Origin of the sequence: Rhodococcus sp. KB6 (assembly GCF_001445685.1) — a bacterium.
Classification (GTDB): Bacteria; Actinomycetota; Actinomycetes; order Mycobacteriales; family Mycobacteriaceae; genus Rhodococcus_F; species Rhodococcus_F qingshengii.
The window spans coordinates 181,517-196,372 of sequence record NZ_LNAK01000112.1 but is presented as its reverse complement, the minus strand read 5'-3'; the positions used below and the strand labels follow the sequence as shown (position 1 = coordinate 196,372).

Annotated in this window: 15 protein-coding genes and 1 tRNA gene; 9 read left to right on the top strand and 7 right to left on the bottom strand. The window is 62.8% G+C overall.

All coding sequences use genetic code 11. The annotated features are described in order from the left end of the window. Nucleotides 1-36: 36 nt before the first annotated feature. Nucleotides 37-513, bottom strand: a complete 477-nt coding sequence (locus ASU23_RS16045; RefSeq protein ID WP_003943491.1) for a GatB/YqeY domain-containing protein — start codon at nt 511-513, stop codon at nt 37-39. A 132-nt stretch (nt 514-645) separates the two neighbouring features. Between ASU23_RS16045 and ASU23_RS16040 the strand changes: the two genes are divergently transcribed. From ASU23_RS16040 to ASU23_RS16025, 4 genes are all read left to right on the top strand, one after another. Beyond that, the gene (locus ASU23_RS16040) at nt 646-1,614 is read left to right on the top strand and encodes a metallophosphoesterase (protein WP_003943461.1); all 969 of its coding nucleotides are present in this window, start codon (nt 646-648) and stop codon (nt 1,612-1,614) included. Between the two features lie 54 nt (nt 1,615-1,668). Continuing rightward, a tRNA-Pro gene (locus tag ASU23_RS16035) sits at nt 1,669-1,742 on the top strand. A 74-nt stretch (nt 1,743-1,816) separates the two neighbouring features. Continuing rightward, nucleotides 1,817-2,140: a hypothetical protein gene (locus ASU23_RS16030; RefSeq protein WP_003943496.1), complete on the top strand. Its 324-nt coding sequence runs from the start codon at nt 1,817-1,819 to the stop codon at nt 2,138-2,140. Between the two features lie 76 nt (nt 2,141-2,216). Continuing rightward, entirely contained in the window at nt 2,217-2,570 is a 354-nt protein-coding gene (locus tag ASU23_RS16025; protein ID WP_058038250.1) for a VOC family protein, read from the top strand. Between the two features lies 1 nt (nt 2,571). Here ASU23_RS16025 and ASU23_RS16020 read toward each other — a convergent pair whose 3' ends face one another. Continuing rightward, nucleotides 2,572-4,128: an acyl-CoA synthetase gene (locus ASU23_RS16020; RefSeq protein WP_058038249.1), complete on the bottom strand. Its 1,557-nt coding sequence runs from the start codon at nt 4,126-4,128 to the stop codon at nt 2,572-2,574. Between the two features lie 189 nt (nt 4,129-4,317). Between ASU23_RS16020 and ASU23_RS16015 the strand changes: the two genes are divergently transcribed. After that, on the top strand, nt 4,318-5,349 hold the full coding sequence (locus ASU23_RS16015; protein ID WP_058038248.1) for an ABC transporter substrate-binding protein: 1,032 nt from the start codon (nt 4,318-4,320) through the stop codon (nt 5,347-5,349). A gap of 57 nt (nt 5,350-5,406) precedes the next feature. Here ASU23_RS16015 and ASU23_RS16010 read toward each other — a convergent pair whose 3' ends face one another. Next, the gene (locus tag ASU23_RS16010; protein WP_003943458.1) at nt 5,407-5,883 is read right to left on the bottom strand and encodes a MarR family winged helix-turn-helix transcriptional regulator; all 477 of its coding nucleotides are present in this window, start codon (nt 5,881-5,883) and stop codon (nt 5,407-5,409) included. A gap of 120 nt (nt 5,884-6,003) precedes the next feature. Here ASU23_RS16010 and ASU23_RS16005 point away from each other — a divergent pair, with 120 nt between their 5' ends. Both ASU23_RS16005 and ASU23_RS16000 read left to right on the top strand, forming a co-directional pair. Then, nucleotides 6,004-7,620 (top strand): DHA2 family efflux MFS transporter permease subunit, encoded by a 1,617-nt coding sequence (locus tag ASU23_RS16005; RefSeq protein WP_058038247.1) that lies wholly within the window; start codon nt 6,004-6,006, stop codon nt 7,618-7,620. A gap of 29 nt (nt 7,621-7,649) precedes the next feature. Further along, the gene (locus tag ASU23_RS16000) at nt 7,650-8,363 is read left to right on the top strand and encodes a hypothetical protein (RefSeq protein ID WP_058038265.1); all 714 of its coding nucleotides are present in this window, start codon (nt 7,650-7,652) and stop codon (nt 8,361-8,363) included. A 5-nt stretch (nt 8,364-8,368) separates the two neighbouring features. Here ASU23_RS16000 and ASU23_RS15995 read toward each other — a convergent pair whose 3' ends face one another. The 3 genes from ASU23_RS15995 to ASU23_RS15985 form a co-directional block, all read right to left on the bottom strand. Further along, on the bottom strand, nt 8,369-10,114 hold the full coding sequence (locus ASU23_RS15995; protein WP_058038264.1) for a cholesterol oxidase substrate-binding domain-containing protein: 1,746 nt from the start codon (nt 10,112-10,114) through the stop codon (nt 8,369-8,371). Nucleotides 10,115-10,232: 118 nt separating this feature from the next. After that, nucleotides 10,233-11,036 (bottom strand): metal-dependent hydrolase, encoded by an 804-nt coding sequence (locus ASU23_RS15990; protein WP_047270024.1) that lies wholly within the window; start codon nt 11,034-11,036, stop codon nt 10,233-10,235. Nucleotides 11,037-11,255: 219 nt separating this feature from the next. Continuing rightward, nucleotides 11,256-11,720 carry a hypothetical protein gene (locus ASU23_RS15985; protein WP_003943487.1) on the bottom strand — a complete coding sequence of 155 codons (465 nt, stop codon included), beginning with the start codon at nt 11,718-11,720 and terminating at the stop codon, nt 11,256-11,258. A 167-nt stretch (nt 11,721-11,887) separates the two neighbouring features. Between ASU23_RS15985 and ASU23_RS15980 the strand changes: the two genes are divergently transcribed. Together ASU23_RS15980 and ASU23_RS15975 are read left to right on the top strand one after the other, a co-directional pair. After that, the gene (locus tag ASU23_RS15980) at nt 11,888-12,592 is read left to right on the top strand and encodes a response regulator transcription factor (RefSeq protein ID WP_058038246.1); all 705 of its coding nucleotides are present in this window, start codon (nt 11,888-11,890) and stop codon (nt 12,590-12,592) included. Further along, nucleotides 12,589-13,968, top strand: coding sequence for a sensor histidine kinase KdpD (locus ASU23_RS15975; protein ID WP_042446646.1), 1,380 nt, complete (start codon nt 12,589-12,591; stop codon nt 13,966-13,968). The genes ASU23_RS15980 and ASU23_RS15975 overlap by 4 nt, the downstream gene beginning before the upstream one ends. Here ASU23_RS15975 and ASU23_RS15970 read toward each other — a convergent pair. After that, nucleotides 13,865-14,854 (bottom strand): LLM class F420-dependent oxidoreductase, encoded by a 990-nt coding sequence (locus tag ASU23_RS15970; protein WP_007732341.1) that lies wholly within the window; start codon nt 14,852-14,854, stop codon nt 13,865-13,867. The two genes, ASU23_RS15975 and ASU23_RS15970, sit on opposite strands and share 104 nt — an antisense overlap. Nucleotides 14,855-14,856: the final 2 nt, after the last annotated feature.

Below are 14,856 nucleotides of genomic sequence, written 5' to 3'. Positions count from 1 at the left end.
AGTTCGCGGCCGTTTTCGGTTTCCGGTGGCGCGCTTCTACAGGCGGGACTTCACTGCTGCAGAGATACGTGCGCCATCGGCCTTGCCCTTGGCCAGCGCGCTGGCGGCCTTGATGACCTGGCCCATCTGACGCATACCCGGACGCTCACCGAGCTCCTCGGACACCTGAGCGAGGGCGGTGTCGACGACGTCGACGAGTTCGGCGTCGGTCAACGGCGTCGGCAGGTACTCGTCGATGATCTGAGCTTCGGCGCGCTCTTTCGCGGCAAGTTCACCGCGGCCGTTCTCGGTGTAGATCTCGGCCGATTCGCCGCGCTTCTTCGATTCCTTTGCAAGGACTTTGATGATTTCTTCGTCGGTGAGGACCCGTGCTTCCTTACCGGCAACCTCTTCGGTCTGGATGGCTGCCATGAGCATCCGAAGGGTGGCTGTACGTAGCGGATCCTTCGCCTTCATGGATGCAACCATGTCGGTTCGGAGGGTGGCTTTGAGCGATGGTGTCGTGTCGGACATGGTGGAAACGCTACGCGCTCGGCGTTTCGAGCGTGCCGATAGTTACCTCCGCCCGGACACAATTCTCTGTGGAATAGCTGTAAAAGGCGGCGAGAGCGACGCAGAAGAACGCCACACCCGTATCCTTGAGAGGTGTCTTCCCAGTTCCGCACCAATCTGACCCGCACCGCACTTGGTGCCGCGGGCGCCGCTGCACTAGGGATCGGGTACGCATCCGGCATCGAACGCAATGCATTTGCACTGCGTGAGGTGACGATGCCAGTCCTGGCGCCCGGTTCGTCGTCGCTGCGGGTCCTCCATCTCAGCGACCTGCACATGATGCCGAACCAACGGTTGAAACAGAATTGGTTGCGTGAACTCGAAGGCCTCGACCCCGACCTCGTGGTCAACACCGGCGACAACTTGTCGCATCAGCGCAGCGTCCCGGCAGTGGTCCAGGCGCTCGGCGATCTGTTGGCTCGGCCAGGTCTGTTCGTCTTCGGCAGCAACGACTACTTCGCTCCGAAACCGAAGAATCCACTGAGCTACATCTTCAACAAGGACAAGCGCATCACCGGGGATCCCCTCCCCTGGGGCGATCTGCGGGCCGCGTTCACCGAACGTGGATGGCTGGACATGACCCACGTGCGCCGCGAACTCGAAGTGGCCGGTATTCGCATTGCTGCCGCCGGCGTCGATGATCCGCACCTGAAGCGCGATCGCTACGACACCGTCGCCGGAACACCCAATCCCGTCGCCCAGCTCAAGCTCGGCCTGACGCACTCACCCGAACCTCGAGTTCTCGACCGGTTCGCCGACGACGGCTACGACCTGGTGCTCGCCGGCCACACGCACGGTGGTCAGCTGTGCCTTCCGTTCTACGGCGCGCTGGTCACCAACTGCCAGATCGACCGATCCCGGGTCAAGGGACCATCGAAGTGGGGCGCGCACACCCAGCTGCACGTCTCAGCGGGCATAGGCACTTCGCCGTGGGCTCCGGCACGCTTCTGCTGCCGCCCCGAGGCAACTCTGCTGACTTTGGTTCCGGCGACCAGGCGCGAACCGGAGCATGTCTCCGCACACAGTTCCGCAGAGTCTCCAGCGTCGGTTCTACGCAACTGACCTGCGGATTTAATGTCAGTCGACTCGGTAATGTAAGCTAACCGAGGTTCGACACGGGGTGTGGCGCAGCTTGGTAGCGCGCTTCGTTCGGGACGAAGAGGTCGTGGGTTCAAATCCCGCCACCCCGACAGTGAAGAACAGAAATCGAGGCCCTTCCGCTTACGCGGGAGGGCCTCGATTTCGTTGACGATAAGGTGAAGCCGTGGCATCCGAACCAGACTTCGCGCACAACGACATGGCGAGCCGTAGCCGACGTGAGAAAGCTGTCGGTCTTGCCAAGTTCGCCTGGGATCGCGATATCAGTAGTGCAGAGTTGCTCGACATGCCCGACGATCGGCTGCGCAAGCTTGCGCGGGCGGCGGGCGCCAATCCGCCGAGCACGCGGGAGACCTGGACGATCGCGGCCGGACTGCTCGACGAGAAAGCCGTGTGGGCAGCAGCCAACCCAGACCGTCCCGAAGCTCGGCGTGAGCATCCCGACGAGAAGATCATGTGGGTGAAGAAGCCGATCGAGCCCTGGCTGTGACAGCCGAATTCAGCGCAGGTGTGACAGCCGAATTGAGTGCAGCTGTGACAGCCGAATTCAGCGGAGCTGTGAAGCGGTGATCGGGCAGGTCGATGAAGTAGTTGTGGATTGCTCCGCACCAGCCCAGTTGGCGACCTTCTGGGCCGGAATCCTCGGTGGGCAGCCGGTGGAGCGGAGCGCGGAGTGGGCGTTTGTCGACCCTCCAGGATGGACTCGCCTCGCCTTCCAACGTGTACCGGAATCCAAGCTGACGAAGAATCGTCTACACATCGACGTCAGTGTGGATGACGTCGTCGCTGCGACCGACGCTGCCGAGCGCCTCGGCGCAACTCGGGTCGGCACTGTCCAGCAGGACCCGGCCGGCACCTTTCAGGTGCTGCTGGATCCCGAGGGAAACGAGTGGTGCGTCGTCCGAAGTGCCGGGAGGTGATTTACGCTCCCGCTACGGTTTCGCGAGCCCAACGGTAGTCGGCCTTACCGCTGGGCGAGCGGAGGATGGTTGGTACGAGCACGATCGAGCGGGGGATCTTGTACCCGGCGACGTGGGTGCGGCAATGCTCCGACAATGATTCCGTCGCAACATCTTCGAATCCCGGTCGAACCTGCACCACCGCGGCGACCTTCTCGCCGAATCGTGCGTCGGGCGCGCCCGCTACCAAGGCGTCGAAAACTGCCGGGTGAGTTTTGAGTGCCTGCTCCACTTCTTCGGGGTAGACCTTCTCGCCGCCGGAGTTGATGCACATCGAACCGCGCCCGAGCAGCACGATGGTTCCGTCGGCTTCCATCGTGCCCATGTCCCCGAGTACCGCCAGACGAACCCCGTCGACGATAGGAAAAGTTGCAGCAGTCTTGGCCGGGTCGCCGAAGTAGGCAACGGGAACATGGCCGGCCCGGGCGATGAAACCGACTGTGTCCGAGCCTGGTTCGATGCGACGGAATTCGTCGTCGACAAGAATCATGTTGGGGTTGGATCGAATTCGCTTGGAACCGTCCTCACCGAATTCGACGACGCCGTCGTTGCCGGATTCCGAAGCACCGAATGCATCCTTGATCACCAACCCCGGTAGTCGGGTTGTCAGTTCTGCCTTCAGGTTCGGCGAGAACAATGCGCCACCAGACCCGATCAGTTGGAGAGTCGAAAGGTCGTAGCGCCCTTCGCTTGCGGCGATGGCGTCGGCGATCGGTCGAGCAATCGCGTCGCCGACGACGGTGATTCCGGTGATCTTCTCGGCCTCGACCAGTCGCAACACTTCCATCGGATCGAAGCTGCGGGTCAGCACTCGGGGCGCTCCCATGAGGAATGCCGTGAGCAGTGAATAGATTGCGGCTCCATGCATGAGCGGCGGGATGAGTAGCAGCACAGTTGGATTGGTGTTCGCTACAGCTGCATCCACAACCTCTTCGAGGCTACGACGCGGCGGCCCGCTGAGGTTCGCTCCGGACAGGGCGGCAAAGAAGAAGTCCTCGTGCCGCCACACCACACCCTTGGGCATTCCGGTTGTGCCGCCGGTGTAGATGATGAAATGGTCGTCGTTGCTGCGAGGGCCGAAGTCGCGGGTATCAGTCTGCGCGGCAAGGGCGTTCTCGTAGTCTTCGCCGACGATCAGCACGTGGGTGATCTCCGGACACTGCGGAACCACGGCCAATGCCGTCGGCGCGAATTCCTCTTCGACCAGCAGTGCCACCATTTGAGAGTTGGTGTAGATGTACAGGAGTTCTGCATCGGTATAGCGGAAGTTGACGTTGATCGGTACCGCTCTGATCTTCAAGCAAGCCAGGAGCGCTTCGACGTACTCGACGCAGTTACGCATGTGAATACCGACGTGCTGCCCAGGCTCGACGCCCACCGACTGCAGGTGATGAGCGAGTCGGTTCGATCGCAGTTCGAGCTCGGCGTAGCTCAATCGCACGTCTTCCAGAATCAAGGGAACTCGATCGGGGATCGCATCGGCAACGGCCTCGAACAGATCGGCAATGTTCAGGGTCATCGAAATCCTCACTACACGCGTCTTCGCTTACCAGTACAGGTCTTTCGCGAAGCTAACACGTTGGTCGCACCCTGTAGTCCGAATTGCGTAGCGGTCCCGCTGAGCGAGACCTGACGCGCCGCTCACCTGGCGTCAACGGTGCGGATACCTCCCTGACCAAGCCCGATAACCAAAAGGTAGGGTAGCCTAATGCACTCACGCACCACTCTCCGGAGCCGCACGTCGGTCCGGGTCGCCATGGTTGCCTTGGCGACTGTTTTTGCCGCTACGGCCTGCGGCTCTTCCGACGCCGGCGGCAACGCAAACGGCAACACCGATGTCGCGACCGGCGGCAAGCTGTTCAGCACCGCCGACACGGAAACCGCGAAGCTCGGCAGCGATGCCGCGCCAGGCGAGTTCCCTCGCACCATCACCCATGCCCTGGGCGAGACCACCCTCGAGGCCAAGCCGACCCGCGTCGTCGTCCTCGACAGCGGTGAACTCGACGAGGTTCTCTCGCTCGGGATCACCCCGGTCGGCATCGCCAGCCCGGAAAGCGCCGCCGGTCAGCCGTCGTACCTGGCGGACAAGTTGGTCGGTGTCCCCGATGTCGGCACGACCAACAACCTCAACCTCGAGGCGATCACCGCACTGCAGCCCGATCTGATCCTCGGCAGCAAGCTGCGCCAGGACAAGCTTTACCCGCAACTCGCGGCAATCGCTCCGACGGTCTTCAGCATCCGCCCCGGCTTTCCGTGGAAGGAGAACTTCCTCCTTGCCGGTGACGCACTCGGCGAGGAGACCAAGGCTGAGCAGATTCTCAACGACTACCAAGAGCACGCCGACAAGGTACGTGAGTCGATCGACGGCTCCCCGACCGTTTCACTGGTTCGTTTCATGTCCGGGAAGCTGCGCCTGTACGGCAATCTGTCGTTCATCGGCGTCATCTTGAAGGACGTCGGCCTGCCCCGCCCGGCGATCCAGGACATCGACGAACTGGCCGTCGAGGTCAGCCCGGAAACGATCACCGAGGCGGAGGGTGACCGAATCTTCTACTCCAGCTACGGAAATCCCGCCGACACGGGCCAGACCACGGTTGTTGCCGGACCGCTGTGGGCCAGCATGGACGCAGTCAAGGAAGGACGCGCCACCGAGGTGAGCGACGAGACCTGGTTCCTGGGCCTCGGCCCGACAGGTGCCGGCCTGGTTCTCGACGACCTGCAAGCCAAGCTCGGCAAGTAGCCGTCACCGACACAAAGAACGCCGCCCGACTCTCCGGAGTCGAGCGGCGTTCTTTGTTCAGCGGTTGTCCTGCTCGAGGTGTTCGTTCATCGTCGAGTGAAGGTCGACGAGAAATTCCTCGAATCGACTGAGCAGTTCGGGCGGGTACTTCGCCATCATGGCGTCGAGTCGCACGGCAAGGGGCCCGAAGAACTCGTCCGCCAGGTCCTGCACATGCGCACTGCTGTGCAGCGTGACCACTCGCCGGTCGGCATTCTCTCGGGTCCGGACGATATGTCCCGCCTTCTCCAGGCGGTTGAGCAACGCGGTGGTTGCACCCGACGTCAGCGAGATCCGCTCTCCGAGGCGGGCGGGTGAGAGCGGCGTCCCCTTCTCCTCGGCAGCGGTGATTTCCATCAAGGCAGTCGCGTCGGTGGAATGCAGGCCGAGCCACGACGCGAATCGATGGCTGAATTCGGTGAACGTGCCACCGTACGCGCGGAATTCGTCCATCAGCCGCTCCCGCTCCACGGAGATGTCGCGCGGTGCCTCCACCTCGGTGATCCCACCTTTCCTGTGCCAGACGGCGGCCGGTCGAGCCCAGCGCGCACGTTGACAACTTACCGCCTCAAATATACCTTCATAATAAAGTTACTTCACAATGGAGGTTTATTCGTGAACATCTCACCCACCACCCGCAAGTGGTTGGGCCTGATCGCCATTGCACTCGGCGTGGCACTGATCGTCGTCGACACCACGATCGTCAACGTCATAGTTCCCTCGATCATCGAAGATCTCGGGATCAATTCCGTTCAGGCTCAATGGATCCAAGAGTCCTACGCAATCGTGTTCGCGGCACTCCTGCTTCTGGTCGGCAGAGTTGCCGACCTGGTCGGCGCCCGTCGTATCTTCATCGCCGGTGTCGTCGTGTTCGGCGCAACGAGCCTGCTGGCCGGACTGGCGCCGAACGGCGGTCTGCTCATCCTGGCGCGCTTCCTGCAGGGCGCCGGCGCGGCCATGATCCTGCCCACGTCACTGTCGCTTCTGAACGCGATGTTCACCGGAAAGGCGCGCGGCCAGGCCTTCGCGGTCTGGGGCTCCACCATCGGCGCTGCATCCGCCCTCGGTCCATTGCTCGGCGGCTGGCTTGCCGAACATGCCTCATGGCGTTGGGCATTCGGGATCAACATTCCGCTTGCTGCGCTCATTCTCATCGGCGCAGTGCTGTTCATCGCTCCCTCCCCGCGCACCGCTGGGCGCGTCGACGCCACCGGAGCGGCACTGTCCATCGCCGGCCTGGGCCTGCTGGCCTTCGGACTCGTCGAGGGACGAACGTACGGGTGGCTGACGACGAAGGAACCCTTCGATCTATTCGGTCTGTCATGGTCCAGCGGCCCGTCGCCGGTTCTGGTGGCGCTGGTTCTCGCCGTTCTGTCGCTCGGTGCGTTCGCCTACCGTCAAACCATGCTCACCCGCAGCGCCGATCCGTCGCGGGCACTGATGGACGTACGGTTGTTCTCCATCTCGTCGTTCCGCAACGGCAACATCGCGACGCTGATCATCGGACTCGGCGAGTTCGGAATCGTTGCGGTGCTTCCTCTCTGGCTCCAGTTCACGCTCGGATACAGCGCCCTCCAGGCAGGGCTCGCGCTGGTTCCCATTGCCATCGGCAGCTTTGTCGCCAGTGGTGCGAGCTTCGGGCTGGCATCGAAGGTCTCGCCGTTGGGCTTGGTCCGTATCGGCCTGGCTCTCGAAGCGCTCGGTCTCGCCGGCCTCGGATTCATCGCTGCGACAGACAGCCCCTGGTGGACTATCGCCGCAGTGCTGTTCTTCTACGGAATCGGCGTCGGTTTTGCGACTGCCCAGGTGACCAACGTCGTGCTCGAGGAGATTCCCGAGCAGAGCGCCGGTCAAGGCTCCGGCATTCAGAGCGCGTTCCGCCAACTCGGATCCGCACTGGGCATCGCTGTCCTCACCACGGTCTTCTTCAGCACTCTCAATTCGACGCTGAACAACGACCTCACCGGATCCGGTATCGACCAAGCTCAGGCTGATCAGTTGACGCGGGCAGTCACCGACAGCGCAGGCGCCGCCATCGACTCGCTGGCCGGTTCACCGAACACTGCCTTCGTCGCCGACGCTGCCCAATCTGCGATGACTCACGGCATCACACTCGGCGGATACCTTGCGGCCGGATTTGTCGTGGTGGGCCTGATCGCCACGGCGCTCATCCCGAACAAGCCTGCCCCGTCAAACGAGGAGGAAACGAAAGCAGCAGCCGACGTCGCCTGACGGTCGGATCGGTGCAGTACGGTGCCGGTATGCGATTGCCCTGGTCACGGTCATCACAGTCACGGTCAGCACCGGGGCTCAGTGAGGCCGACATCGTCGCCGTACGTGAGCAAGCACGCGAACTGGTAGTCCCAGGTTTCGCTACGTTCGACGAAATCTGCGAAGCCGCCCGAGACTGTGTCGAGGGCGGCTTCGAGAACGACGAACTCGGCAGACAGATCGACGCAGTAGTGCGTGAGGTCTGGGACCGAAGAGTCGAGGAGCAGACCCAGTGGACGGCTCCCGGAGACTTCGAGCGCCTCTCCGCAGCCTTCGCCGAACTCGAACGCAACGGCATCGTGGCCCGGATGAACTTCACCTGCTGCATGCAGTGCGGCACTACCGAAATCGACGACGAACGCACGCCGTCCGAACCCGACGAGAACGGGTATCCCTTTGCTCAGTGGGCGTACACGTTCTTCCACATGCAAGATGCGGAGCGTCTCGGCGACGAGCCGTCCGATCTCTACTTGTCCTACAGTGCGTTCCGTCCGGCCCACGATCTCGATCCCGCGCTGGTCGCCGCTGCCTTCGGCGGCGACGAAACCGCCAAGGCACACATGATCGCGCACACCGATCAGACCGTCGGGCGCCAGGTAGCCGACGCACTCCGAACTCAGGGGCTGAGCGTCGATTGGAACGATGACAACAATCAGCGTATCCGTGTCACCGACGTATGTTGGCGCAAACCGCTTCCGCAGTAGGAGATTCAGCTGGGTGGCAATACGCGGTCGAGGAACGTATTGCTGAATACGCGGTGCGGGTCGTGTTCGTCGAGAGTGGCGAGAGCGAAGTCCCAATTCCCGTCGCCACCGGCACGAAAGGTGGCAGGCACTGTGCTGGTGAGGAATTCGTCGTCCTGGTACGCCGCCTGATCGGTGAATGCCCACCCCTTGGACCACTCCGGACGGAAGGTCGCGTAATCGCCGGAGTAGTTCGCGACCATCCACCGTTCCATTTCGCGAAGGAACGCAGGCAATCCCGCGGTGCCGGGAATCGAGACCACGTTCATCCAGATCGCTGTGTCCCAGTCCTGACGATCCGCCCGCGGCCGCACCGCTGACAGGTCCGGCACTCCGGCGCTGTCGACCAACACCTCGCCGTCATCGTCGACACCGCAGAGACGCACTTCGAACGGCATGTTGACGGGATACTGCCCCAACGACGCGTAGTGCGTCATTCGTTCGTTCAGCCAACTCGTCATCTCGTGGACCACTCGGCCGATGTTGGACCGCTTGGTGATCACGGCTCCGCCCCCGGCTACGACGCGCAAGGTCGTATGCCGGAGGTAGAACAGAACGTCTTTCGACCAGCCCCAGAGATCGTCGGTGTCGGTCAGCACCAATCCTGCTGCTACAGCGCCGAACTGAGAGGCGCCGAACAGCGGTGTCGCACCTTGGAGACCCTGTGCCACCATCCCCAACGGGGTGGTGACTTCTTCGGGAATCGCGTCGGAGAAGAAGTAGTTGTACGGCCCGCTCACCTCTCGGGACTCCGGCGGTTTGACCGGGGTCGGTGTCCAGACCTTGAGCCACGGTGTTTGCGTGAACGGGAACCAGATTGCTTCCACCCGTCCGGATTTCTCGACGAAACTCTCGTAGGTACGCCCTGGCGACCCGGGAGCAGCAAAGAGTTCTTGCCACGGAATGTCGGTGAAACTCTGGCACCGCAGCCGATAATTCTCCCCGGCTTGCAGCGTCACGGAGGTGACGAAGGTTCGACCCAGATGGGTCAGGAAGGCGGTGCTCTCGACGTCCGATCGGTGAAATGTCTTCAGTGCGTACCGATTGATGCCTTCGTCCCACGCCACCACCGTGATCTCGGTGATCAGGTTGCTCAGCGAACCATACGATTGACCAGGGGTGATCGTCTCCCCCACCGCCGGATAGGTTGCCCCGTGAGCACCGATCGCCAGCGCGCCGGCGATGGACAGCTCACCGATCGCCGGAGAGTTGGCCCAGCCGAGCCCTTCTCGCTCGAGCGCTGTCAGAATCGCTTCGATACTGGCGCCGGCGCCCGCCGTGACCGTTGCGGGCGTGCCGTGCTGCACCACAACCGAATTCAAGTTGGCCATCGTATCGACCAGCAGAACTCGATCCGAAGGCGCGCCGGGCACCACCGTCAACGGGCTCCACCCGTGCATCGTTCCCTTCGCACGCACTGTGTACCCGTTGTCGAACGCCCAGTTGGCGAGGGTGACGACGTCGTCGCTGTGACGTGCCGTGGCCGTCCACACGCTGTCGAGCATGATTTCTCGCGACCAGTTCGCGTACGCCGACTGTGACAACGGAATGTCCGACGGATATCCGGGCGGTGGCGCGATGGTCGATGCCGAGCCCCAGGGAACTGCTCCTGCCGGTGCCCAGGAAATGCCCGCGAGAGCAGCTGCGCCGGCACTCGCTGCGAGAAATCCGCGCCGGCTCACACCGTCTTCGCTCGAGCTGTGCTCTGCCATGCGCTCTGCTTGATGCACCACTGCTCACTCCGTCCGCCGACTCGGTTCATGTCAGGGACGAACGTAGAACAAATATGATTACGATGCCAGTGGTTCCGTAATAAAAGTTTTCCGAAGCTCACTGCACCATCGGAGCGAATACCGCGTAGATCGCTTCCGGGGCACCGTCGAACGCACTGATGATCAACCAGGCAGTCAGAACCGTCAGAGCCGGCCCGATCAGAACCTTCTCTAGGTTCCCACCTGCACGGATGGACAGGAATGACGGCAGCCGTTGCTCCCACCATCGCTTGCCGCCGAGCGGGATCAGAGGTGCAAGAAACGGCACTCCCTCCTTGGTGATCGCATCGCCGAGACAGTGCGTGGCGCAGCCCAGTGCCACCGCAACACCTAGCCCCGTGGATCCGGCCTCGCTGGGATACCACTGCCAGGTGAGGGCAGAGAGCACCAACGCAACGGCGGAGACCGCGAGCCATCCCTTCTCCTTGGCCAATTCACCCGCCAATCCTCGGATGGCCAACCCGAGGCAGAAGAACAGGGTGATGATGATGGCTGGCTTCCCGAACTGAACAACCAGCGCCGAGACCCCGGCACCCAACCCGGCGGCGAACAGCGCGGTGTGCGTGAGCGTCCGATGCCCACCACGACGCTTGCCGTCCTTCTTGCCTTTGGTGATGCGGTAGAAAGTCACCGAAATTGCGTCGATGCCTTTGGCCAGAGCCTTGCTGAGCGGACCGAATGACCTCGAAACCGTCGACTGACCGGTATCGAGGTCGGGAAGCAAGGCGGCTCCGGCGCACACCCCGGCAAAGGTCAAAGTTTCCGCAGTGGATGTGGGCCCTCCCCAGTCGAGAGGCAACAACTCCGCAACCACCAACCCCACAGCAGCACCGGACATCGCGTGGGTGGGGCCCATGACCATGAAACACAACACCTTTCGAAACGCGCCCCGCATCAGGCCGTACCGCACCTCTGCAAGACACCACACACATGACGCCGTCGGCGACGGCCCCGGCATGCTCGCCGAGACCGCCCCGAACGTAGCAAGTGCTACCGACAGGCTTGACCAACCTCCAGACCCAGTTGAGTACGGCCGTACCGTTCCAGGTCAAAGCGGTTCATGCGGAGCTTTTTTCGCTCGTCAGCCCGCGGCAACCGTGCATGACAGGGCAACGCCCTCCTCCAGCGGAGCGACACCGGCCATGTCGAGCACCTCTGCCGGAACACCTTCGGTCGTCGGAGCCCACTCGACGGTCGGCAACGCCGGCACCCCTTCACGCGCAACGAATGTCGCAGCTTCGCTCGGCACTTCGATAGTGACTGCGGCCGTACCGGCCTCCTCCGCGCGCACGACCTTCCCCTCGTCGATGAGCTTCTGCAGCTCCTCGTCGGAAATCGGCGCCGCGACACCACACGCTACTTCGGGAGCCACACCCAACTCGGCTGGAGCGGTCGCGATCGACCGCACCGCCACCGGTGACCCGTCGGAAATCGGGTTGGAAGCCCAGGCGATTCCCGGCGCCACTGCCATACCGAGGACCGCCACGGACGCCACCACCACACCGGTCCGGCGGGCCCGCTTGCCGTTCACTTTCAATCGCGTCATCGTTGTTCTCCTTGATCGAACGTTCTCGAGTTCTCGGCGCGGTCGCATCCGAGAAACCCGAGGTTATGAAGCCAACACTGCAGATCTGTTGTCGGTTTCTTAGGAGTTGATGAGAATGCGACGGCCCTCGCTCCGAGCGAGGCCCCAGGCCTTGATCCGATGGCACCATGGCTGGGGTGAGTACACGCGAGCGCATCCTGATCGTTGACGACGACGCGAAGGTTCTGAATTCGCTCGAACGTGGACTCCGATTGTCGGGCTTCGACACGGCAACTGCCGTCGACGGACGATCGGCCTTGTCATCGGTGAACAAGCAATGCCCGGCCGCGCTCGTTCTCGACGTCAACATGCCCGGCCTCGACGGCGTCGGGGTGGTGACCGCCCTGCGCGCGATCGGCAACGAGGTTCCGATCTGCGTGCTCAGCGCCCGAAGTTCCGTGGGTGATCGCATCGCGGGGCTGGAGGCGGGCGCCGACGACTACCTCACCAAGCCCTTCGAGTTGGCCGAGCTCGTCGCCAGACTCCGCGCATTGCTTCGACGCACGACGCGAGCCACCCCGTCGGTCGACCATCCGATCACGGTGGGACCGCTGACGGTCGATCTCCGTGGCCATCGAGCGCGCATCGACGGTAGACGAATCGAACTCACCAAAAGAGAATTCGACCTGTTGTCGGTACTCGCCGAGCACGCCGGTGTCGTACTCAGTCGCGCACAACTCCTGCGACTCGTCTGGGGTTACGACTTCGCCGCCGACACCAATGTCGTCGACGTCTTTGTCACCTACCTACGCAAGAAACTCGAAGTCGACGGAGCGCCCCGCGTGATCCACACAGTGCGTGGGGTGGGCTTCGTCCTGAGGGCCGAACGATGAAGCGGCCGCTGTCACTTCAGACTCGCGTAGCCATCGCCTCGGGCCTGGCCGCCGGAATCGTGATTGCCGCGATCGGAATTGCGTTCGCGGTCTTTCTGCGTGTCAACGGATCCGAACAACTCGAACGCACTCTCGATTCCGTCACCCTGGGCGTCGCGGCGAGTGCGCCGAGCCCGCTATTCATCGAAACACCAACTGCAACAACAGAACCATCCGTGGTCAGCCCCGGATTCAACGCCGCGACCGTCAGCGCCTTGGCTACCACCGATGTTCGCAGTCGTGATGTTCTGGTGCCCGGCGACAGCGGCGCCGCACTGGCCGTCAGCATCCCCGAAGACCCACTGACCCAGGCAATCCGTGAGCAGCAGTTCCAAGTGGCCGCTGCAGCAGTGGTCGCCATCCTTGCCGCGGCCGGGCTCGGTTGGTTCCTCACCGGCCGAGCCGTCCGGCCACTACAGCAATTGACCGAGACCACCAGTTCGATCGGCAACAACCTCGACGTCGACGGACTCTCGCGCCGGGCACCGTCGGTACGTGGAACGCGAGAAGCCGAAGAACTGTCGGAGGCAATCCACAGCATGCTCAGTCGCATCGAAAGCGATCGAAGCCGCACCGAGGAGGCGTTGGAGTCGGCACGCGATTTCGCTCGCGTCTCCGCCCACGAACTGCGCACACCTCTCACGTCGATGCGTACCGATCTCGAAGTTCTCGCAACACTCGATCTCACGGAAAGCCAACGGCGCGAACTGTCCGGCGAATTGTTGGAAGCGCAGCGCCAGATCGAGCGCACCCTGACCGACCTCGAGACTCTAGCCCTGGGTGACGTGGCCGATCCCGAGGATTGTGCCGACGTCGATCTCGTCGAGGTTGCCGATCGCGCCGTCGCTGACGCCGGCCGTCTGCACCCGCAGGTCGACGTTCGTTTGAAAGCACCGGAAGAACTTTCGGTTCAGGCCTTTCCCGCGGGTATCCGTCTGGTGCTGACCAACGCCGTCACCAATTCCGTTCGGCACGGCAATGCCGACGAAGTCGAGATCACCGTCCGATCAGGGGCTGCGACGGGTTCGGCGACGGTTTTCGTCGACGACAACGGCACCGTGATCGCGCCTTCGGAACGCGAAGCTATGTTCGAGAGATTCGTTCGTGGTACCGGTGCGGGCGACGCCGGAAGCGGTTTGGGACTGGCCCTCGTCGCGCAGCAGGCGAGGCTGCACGGCGGTAGCGCGCGACTCGACAAGAGCCCACTCGGCGGAACTCGATTGATCTTCTCGATCAACCCAATTCGACGTGCAGAGCCTCGAGCAGCGGCTTGGCCGCCTCGTCGAAGAATCGGTCTTGGGTATCTCCACCGATCTGTACCAGTGCCACATCGGTGAATCCGGCGTCCGTGTATGCCTTGACCGCTTCGACGATCACATCGAGATCGGGACCACACGGAATGCTTTCAGCTACATCCTCTTTGCGCACGAACTGAGTCGCACCCGAGAAGCTCGCCGGCGTCGGCAGTTCGGAGTTCACGGACCACCCTCCGCCGAACCACCGGAACTGCTGATGAGCTCGTGCAATTGCCGTGTCGCGATCAGGGTCCCACGAGATCGGAATCTGACCGATGGTCCGGCCTGCGGGAGCCAATCCGTATGCTCGGCCGTGCACGTGCTTCCACAAGTGCACTAGCTCCGAATCCGGTTGCACGGCAATCAGATCGTCGGCCATCGGACCGAAACGCTCGACGGACTTGTCTCCGGACATGGCCAGCGCCAGCGGAACCGGGTTCTCGGGGAGATCCCAGATCCTGGCGGACTGGACGTCGAAGTACTCCCCCTTCCAGCTCACCAGATCTCCGGCGAGCAGTGCGCGAATGATGCTCACCGCCTCCTGCAGCATGTCCTGGCGGGTGTCGATGGACGGCCAACCCTCGCCGACCACATGCTCGTTCAGGCTCTCGCCACTTCCCAATCCCAGGGTGAAGCGTCCGTCCGCGAGGATCTGGATCGTCGCAGCTTTCTGAGCGACGACGGCGGGGTGGTACCTCACGGTCGGACAAGTCACGTACGTCATCAAACCGACTCGCTCGGTGGCGTGGGCGACTGCCCCCAGCACCGACCAGGCGTAGGGTGCATGCCCCTGCTCGGTCAGCCACGGCGAGTAGTGATCACTCATCACTTCGAAGTCGAAGCCGACTTCTTCGGCCCGAACTGCATGGCGAACCAGTTCTTTCGGACCTGCCTGCTCCGTCATCAAGGTGTAGCCGAATCGTGCCATCA